Source organism: Treponema sp. UBA785, from assembly GCF_002297065.1.
GTDB lineage: Bacteria > Spirochaetota > Spirochaetia > Treponematales > Treponemataceae > Treponema_D.
Genome location: NZ_DBJD01000009.1, coordinates 1 through 6,471, shown reverse-complemented (window position 1 = coordinate 6,471; position 6,471 = coordinate 1). Strand labels below are relative to the sequence as shown.

Below are 6,471 nucleotides of genomic sequence, written 5' to 3'. Positions count from 1 at the left end.
TAAATAGCCCAAACTTCGAGTTTTATGATTTTATGTCATTATCGGGCTTGACCCGATAATCTATTGAAAATTTCCAACAGATTCCCGTGTCGCAGCACGGGAATGACACTTAAATTACTGTTCTTATCGAAACTCGACATTCGGGCTAAATAGAAAAATTTTAAAATCTTGTCATTTTAACTGGAATTTTGTTCCGCCAAATAAAAAATCACACTTTCTTCTATATATAATACGCAAATTCCATGACTAAAAATCAGGCTCTTATTCTTTCCATAAGCTCTAGCCAACATTTGTTAATCTTGACCAGAATATTTTTGCGTTGTATTATTTTATAAAAGATATTTTGGAGGTGTCGTTATGTGCAGAACTTCAATTTACGAGGCGCGGAACAATCTTTCTAATTTTGTAAAAATCGCGGAAGGCGGAGAGCCTGTGGAACTGACCAGATATGACAAACCTGTTGCGGTGATTATCAGCTATGAGGAATACGAGAAAAAGTCTTCGGCTGATGGACCAAGTTGGCTTTCAAAATGGCGCGAGAAATATGCAGATGTGTTGAGTGATGAAGGGATTCCTCTTCCGCCAAAAGTTTATCCGGATCCAAACAGGGTAATTTTTGAAGAATAGCTGCTCATAATTTCTTACAGGAGTTTTTAATGAATAAAATTTATTTATTGGATACAAATATCGTCTCAGAATTCTCAAAAAAAAGACCGAATCAGAATGTAATTGCATTATATGAAGCGCGAAAAAATATGTGCGCGATTTCTGCCGTAACCTGGCAGGAATTAACTTATGGTGTTTCCAAAATGCCGGAAGGAAAACGAAAGGATTCAATTTCCGCATTCACAGAAGATTTGAAAAATAATTTTGAGATAATCCCCTATGACGAATTTTCTGCGAATATCTGCGGACAGCTGCTTGGAACTTGCGAAAAATGCGGAAAAATGCTGCCATACGGAGACACCCAGATTGCGGCAACAGCGATTGCAAACGGAATGGTTCTTGTGACCCGCAATGGCTCCGATTTTTCAGAAGCAACTGAACGTTCTTTCCTAAGAGTTGAGGACTGGTTTTCCGCATAGAAAAAACAAATTGCGGTAGCGCCGGGAGCAATGCCGCAGACAGTCCGAGCGAAGCGAGAACCGCGCGCAGCAAGCTGCGGACATAATGCAACTAAAGCTTTGATTCAATTTCCTTTATTCTCTTTAGGATTTCAGGTTTGTTTTTTGCACTGTAAAATTCCGCAAGTTTTCCGAGAGCAAGCAAATCGCTTTGCAACGCAAGAAGTTTGTTTATTGGAAGTTTTTCCGGAATGTACTCAAGAAGAACGCTTCCAGTTCTTTCATTGCGCTCGATTTTTTTTACAGCAGGATGGTTTCCGACAGCTGCGTATAAAGCAGCATAAATTTCCGCATCCTTAAAAACTTCATTTCGCAAACGGATTCTTCCTGGAAAGAAACTTGACACTATCATTTTATCTGTCCAAATTGCCCATGGCATTTACACTTATTGCAACTGTCGTGCTGTTGTGAAGCAAAGCCGCAGTCTGTGGAGAAATTGCTCCCGCAAGTCCGCCTGCAATGAGCATAGAATTTATTCCGATTATTGCGCTGTTATTTTTGTTGATTCTTGAAATCAGATTCTGGCTGATTTTTCGCAGCACAGGAAGCGAAGCCAAACCGTCGTCTGGCAAAAGAATATCGGCAGTTTCGCTTGCAATCGAGCTTGATTTTCCCATTGCGATTCCGACCGTTGCCGCAGAAAGCGCAGGGGTATCGTTTATGCCGTCGCCTACCATAACTACTTTGTGCCCTTCACTTTTCAGTTTTTCAATCCATGAAAGCTTTGTATCTGGCAGAGCCTCTGCAATGAAGCCTGTTACGCCTGTTTTTCTTGCAACTTCTTTCGCCGTATTTCTGTTGTCGCCCGTAATCATCATTACATTTTTGAATCCTGACTCTTTGAGCTTTTGGATCACTTCAAAAGACTCCTTTCTTATAGGATCTTCTATTGCGATGATTGCGGCAAGCTCGCCTTCTACAGCAAAGTAAAGCTGTGAACAGTCCGACAGCGATTCCATGATTTTTTTCGCTTCATCGTTAAGCGGAATTTTCTCATCATCAAAAATAAAGTGCGCGCTTCCGATGCAAAGTCTTTTTTCGCCAAGACTTGAAACTATGCCGTGCGCAAGAATATATTCAACTTTCGCATGCTCCTCTTTATGCGCAAGTCCTCTCGCAGAAGCCTCGTTTACCACAGCCCGCGCCAAAGAATGCGGAAAATGCTCTTCAAGGCAGGCGGCAAGTTTCAGGACTTCATTTTCCGTCCTGTTTCCAAACGGAATTATTTTTCGTACCACTGGATTTGACTCCGTCAGAGTGCCGGTTTTGTCAAAAACAATCGTGTCCGCCTTTGCAAAATCTTCAAGGAATTTTCCGCCTTTTGCAAAAATTCCGTTCCGCGCACAGTCGCGCATTGCAGAAAGAACTGAAATCGGAGCAGAAAGCTTCATCGCGCAGGAATAGTCTACGAGCAGAGTTGAAGCCGCCTTTGTAAAATTCCGCGTAATAAAATATGTAAGACCTGCAATCAAAAAGTTGTATTTTACAAGACTGTCTGCAACACGCTCTGCCTTTTTTTGGCTTTCGGCTTTCAAAGAATTTGAATGATCAATCATACTTGCGATTTTGCTGGCCCTTGTTTTTCCGCCGCAAGCCTTTACTTTTATTTTGATTTCGCCTTCTTCAAGAATTGTAGACGCAAAAACTGTAGAGCCTTTTTCACGCTGGACAGGCAACGCCTCGCCTGTCATTGAAGACTGATTCACCATACCGATTCCATCCGTAACTATTCCGTCAACTGGAATTGAAGAGCCGGCGCGCACAATCACAACGTCGCCAGCCTTTAATAGCTGTGTAGAAATCTGTTTTTCTTCTCCATCTTGAATCACTGAGACGGTTTCGTCAGCTACAAGAAGCGACTGCGCAAGATTGTCCTGAGATTTTCTTTTTGTGTAGTCCTCAAGCGTATCTCCAATATCAAGGAGATAATTTATTGTGCCTGCTGTGTTTATATCGCCAGCAAGGTATGAAAGAGTGATTGCCGTCGCATCAAGAGTTTCCGCGCAGAACGGCTTTCCGCCAGCAAAGCGCTCAAGGCCTTTTTGAACACGAGGAACAATTGAAATCAGAGAAATAATTTTTCTTAGCGGAAGAGGAAGCATTTTTTTAATAAAATATTCTGTAGTAAGGGAAAGCAACGCTCCAAGAAGACTTTCCTGCGCAGACGGCACAGAAACGCTTGAAAGAAGAGTCTCATCGTTCAGGTATTTTTCGTTCAGCGCCTTTACATAAGAAATTGCCGTTTCAAGAGAAATATCCTTGTATTCAATAAGAATGCTTCCTGAAACCGTATTTACAGCGACTGATAAAATTCCGTCTTGCATGCCGACGAGCATCTGCACAAGCATTGCCTGCCTTTGAGACAGAAAATGCCAATCATACCGAAGCCTTACACGCCCAGGAATACTATGCGAAATCTGAAAATTCATTGCTATCCCTTTACTTTTTAAATGTTAAACTACGCGTTGGCCTGAGCGGCAGCGTTTTTGTTGTAAGCCGCCTCAGCCTTGATGTCCTCCGCATCTTCCTTGATTGTTTCAACAAAAGATGCGGCTTCATCTTTTAGCTGCATTCCTGCGCTGACAACTTTTGAACAAACCTTTTTAAATCCTGCTGTTTTGACAATTGCAACCGCAACACCTCCAACTGCAACGCCAATCGCAAATGCACCAAGTTTTGTCATAAAAACACCTCTTTTATAGAATTTTTGAAATAAACTCCTCAAGAAAAACAGTATATAGTTATCAACTGCTAACTTCAATATTTTAGAGGTCTTTTTACAATTTTTTATTTACCCTTAATTTCGAGTTTTATAATTTAATGTCAGTATCGGGCTTGACCCGATAATCCATTGGAAATTTTCAGTAGATTGCCGTGTCAAGCACGGCAATGACAGCCTTGTTAGCATAGGAATAACTGTTTAGCAGTTGTTTTTATTAAAACTCGAAATTGAGGCTATTTAAGTTCATATACTTTGCATTTTCAATTACACTCTGCTTTTTCTGCTATTTATATTTCAGCACAATCACTGTCAAATCATCTTTGAGCTGAATTCCCTCTGTGAACGATCTGAACGAGTCCATAAGAGCGCGCAAGGCTTCTTCCGCAGATTTTTCGCCGTTTTTTCCGCAGGCCTTGTCGAACACTTTGCATAAAACCGGGCCTTCAAGCTCAAATCCCATCAGATTGCGGCTTTCAACCAAACAGTCGGTATACAAAAGAAAGTATGTTCCGTGTCCGATTTTTTCCTCGACTGTCTTGAAGTCGTCAGGAAGCCCGTCTATTCCGAGAAATGAGCCTCTAAACTTCTTGCCCTCGCCTAGAATTGCTGTCTTCTGCCCCGCTCTTTTTATCATTACGTCTGGATGGCCGGCGTTAACATATTCTATTTTTGCGCAATCTGCCTTGGATTCCGCCCTGATAAAAACACCAGTCAGATAATTTTCAACCATGCCCTTAGCTTCAATAAGAGACTTGTTGAAGGTTTTAAGCATTGCGTCCAGCTTTTCGCCGGAATTATGCTTGAATGTCTGGACCGCGAGATATTTTGAGAGGATTCCGACAAGCCCAGAGGCAACTCCGTGTCCAGAAACATCAAACAGAGAGCAGCCGAGAAACTCACGGCCTTTGCTCACATAAAAGTCGTAGACATCGCCCGAAACAGACGCCATCGGCTTGAAGAAAAACGCAATCTCCCAGTTTTTAGTGTCTGGCGATTTCGAGCAGTAGAAGCTTTTCTGCACAAGCTCCGCCATTTTCATATCGCGCAGCTGAATCTGTTGCTGCTGCAAGAGAATTTTGTTTTTCGTCATCAAATCCTGAGTCTTCTCCGCCACTTCGACATTCACCAAAGCGTCAAGAAGCCTTTTGACGGTCGCAATTCCCTTGTATTTTCCGTCCGATTCAATCACGATCGGCGAATAGATAGTCTCTTCATCACGGAGCATCGCCTTCTGCGACACTTCGATTACAGTCTCGTTCTCATCAACGGAAAGAAAATCCTTTTTCATCAGGCTGCCGATTGTTTTTTGAGAATAAAGGCTGAACCCGTAGCGCGAGCTGAAAAGCGCAAGAAATTTTGAGCGCGTGATTGTGCCAAGCACCTTGTTCTCAGCATCGACGGCAACAGCGAGCAGACAGTCGGGATTAGTCTGAAAAAGCTGGAGGACTTCGACAACCGGCGTTTCTGGCGGAAATGTGATTCCTGGAATACAGAATTCTCCAATTTTTCGGTTTGACTTTATCTGCGCGGCAGGCTGCAGTCCATGCTCAGTTTTATTTTTCTGCCTTGTTTTTTTATCTTTTTGGCTTTGACTTTCACTTATCTTCTTTTCAAGAAGCCCTTCGTTGTAGCGGATTGAAGAAACCACAGTATATGAGCTGTTTGTTGCCTTTGTAAACATGCGGTCAGGCTCTCCAATGAAAAATCCCTGGGCATAGCCCACACCAAGATTAACGAGTTTCTTCAGCTCCTCACCGCTTTCAACTCCTGTCGCGATTACTTTTGCTCCGATGTTTCCTGCAAAATCAAGCAGGCTCCGGATCATTTCCTGCTTGCTTTTGTCGTTTTCCACGTTCTCAACAATAAGACGGTCGAGCTTTATATAGTCGGGATTCAGATCGTAAATGTTTTTCATCCCGAAGTTTTTTCTGCCCATATTGTCGAGAGCAATTTTCGCTCCTGCGCTTCTTAAATATTCAGCCTCATCGCAGATTAAGCTCCGGGTATTTTCATCAAAATCAATCTCAGAAATTTCAATTACAACATCTGTGTTTTCAATTCCGTATTTTTGCAGAGCGCGCAGAACATAGTCTTTCTGGAAACTCTTGTCATAAAACGATGCGGCGTTCAAGTTCACAAAAAGCTTCTTCCGCAATCCAATTGCGCGGGCAGTCTTTACAGCTATCTTGAGGCACTGCTTGTCTAAAAACCAGACATTGTCCTCTATCTTTTTCTGGGCAAAAATATTTGCCGGAGAAAAAAATGAATTCTCTTCTGCTATATCTCCGGCGTCAAAACGGATAAAACATTCATAGCCGGCTACGGAAGCGTCCTTCAATGAAATCACTGGCTGAAAAACAGGATACATGCTTTTTGAATTGATAAAATCATCGACTGTGGTCAAAGGGCCAAGCTTAATCTGCTTCATACTAATCTGTTTCATACCGGAAATAATAAGCAGACAGGATTAAGAAACTATTTAATGCAAGTTAAATTTTAATAAAAAAAATCCTGCCATAATTACTTATTACGGTATGCCGCAATCTAGCCATCTATGCTCTTCTTACCCTTACAGCCCCAGAAAATGCCTCCACACATTTTGAAATTTCTCCGCTGCAATTTCAT

The 6,471-nt window shown here is 42.1% G+C and carries 6 protein-coding genes; 2 read left to right on the top strand and 4 right to left on the bottom strand.

From position 1 onward, the window contains the following. Nucleotides 1–357 precede the first annotated feature (357 nt). On the top strand, nucleotides 358–627 hold the full coding sequence (locus B2X33_RS00600; protein WP_296666727.1) for a type II toxin-antitoxin system Phd/YefM family antitoxin: 270 nt from the start codon (nucleotides 358–360) through the stop codon (nucleotides 625–627). Nucleotides 628–656: 29 nt separating this feature from the next. Continuing rightward, complete coding sequence (locus B2X33_RS00595) at nucleotides 657–1,085, top strand: type II toxin-antitoxin system VapC family toxin (protein ID WP_296666725.1); 429 nt, start codon at nucleotides 657–659, stop codon at nucleotides 1,083–1,085. Nucleotides 1,086–1,176: 91 nt separating this feature from the next. Here B2X33_RS00595 and B2X33_RS00590 read toward each other — a convergent pair whose 3' ends face one another. The 4 genes from B2X33_RS00590 to B2X33_RS00575 form a co-directional block, all read right to left on the bottom strand. Further along, nucleotides 1,177–1,476 (bottom strand): HMA2 domain-containing protein, encoded by a 300-nt coding sequence (locus tag B2X33_RS00590; protein WP_296666723.1) that lies wholly within the window; start codon nucleotides 1,474–1,476, stop codon nucleotides 1,177–1,179. Between the two features lies 1 nt (nucleotide 1,477). Beyond that, nucleotides 1,478–3,553: a heavy metal translocating P-type ATPase gene (locus tag B2X33_RS00585; protein WP_296666721.1), complete on the bottom strand. Its 2,076-nt coding sequence runs from the start codon at nucleotides 3,551–3,553 to the stop codon at nucleotides 1,478–1,480. Between the two features lie 29 nt (nucleotides 3,554–3,582). After that, nucleotides 3,583–3,807 carry a DUF6110 family protein gene (locus B2X33_RS00580; RefSeq protein WP_296666719.1) on the bottom strand — a complete coding sequence of 75 codons (225 nt, stop codon included), beginning with the start codon at nucleotides 3,805–3,807 and terminating at the stop codon, nucleotides 3,583–3,585. Nucleotides 3,808–4,129: 322 nt separating this feature from the next. Continuing rightward, the gene (locus B2X33_RS00575; protein ID WP_296666717.1) at nucleotides 4,130–6,274 is read right to left on the bottom strand and encodes an EAL domain-containing protein; all 2,145 of its coding nucleotides are present in this window, start codon (nucleotides 6,272–6,274) and stop codon (nucleotides 4,130–4,132) included. Nucleotides 6,275–6,471: the final 197 nt, after the last annotated feature.

Excerpts from the sequence above, each read along its gene's own strand:
- B2X33_RS00600 (WP_296666727.1), top strand. The coding sequence starts at position 358 with ATGTGCAGAACTTCAATTTACGAGGCGCGGAACAATCTTTCTAATTTT.
- B2X33_RS00585 (WP_296666721.1), bottom strand. The coding sequence starts at position 3,553 with ATGAATTTTCAGATTTCGCATAGTATTCCTGGGCGTGTAAGGCTTCGG.
- B2X33_RS00580 (WP_296666719.1), bottom strand. The coding sequence starts at position 3,807 with ATGACAAAACTTGGTGCATTTGCGATTGGCGTTGCAGTTGGAGGTGTT.
- B2X33_RS00575 (WP_296666717.1), bottom strand. The coding sequence starts at position 6,274 with ATGAAGCAGATTAAGCTTGGCCCTTTGACCACAGTCGATGATTTTATC.
- B2X33_RS00590 (WP_296666723.1), bottom strand. The coding sequence starts at position 1,476 with ATGATAGTGTCAAGTTTCTTTCCAGGAAGAATCCGTTTGCGAAATGAA.
- B2X33_RS00595 (WP_296666725.1), top strand. The coding sequence starts at position 657 with ATGAATAAAATTTATTTATTGGATACAAATATCGTCTCAGAATTCTCA.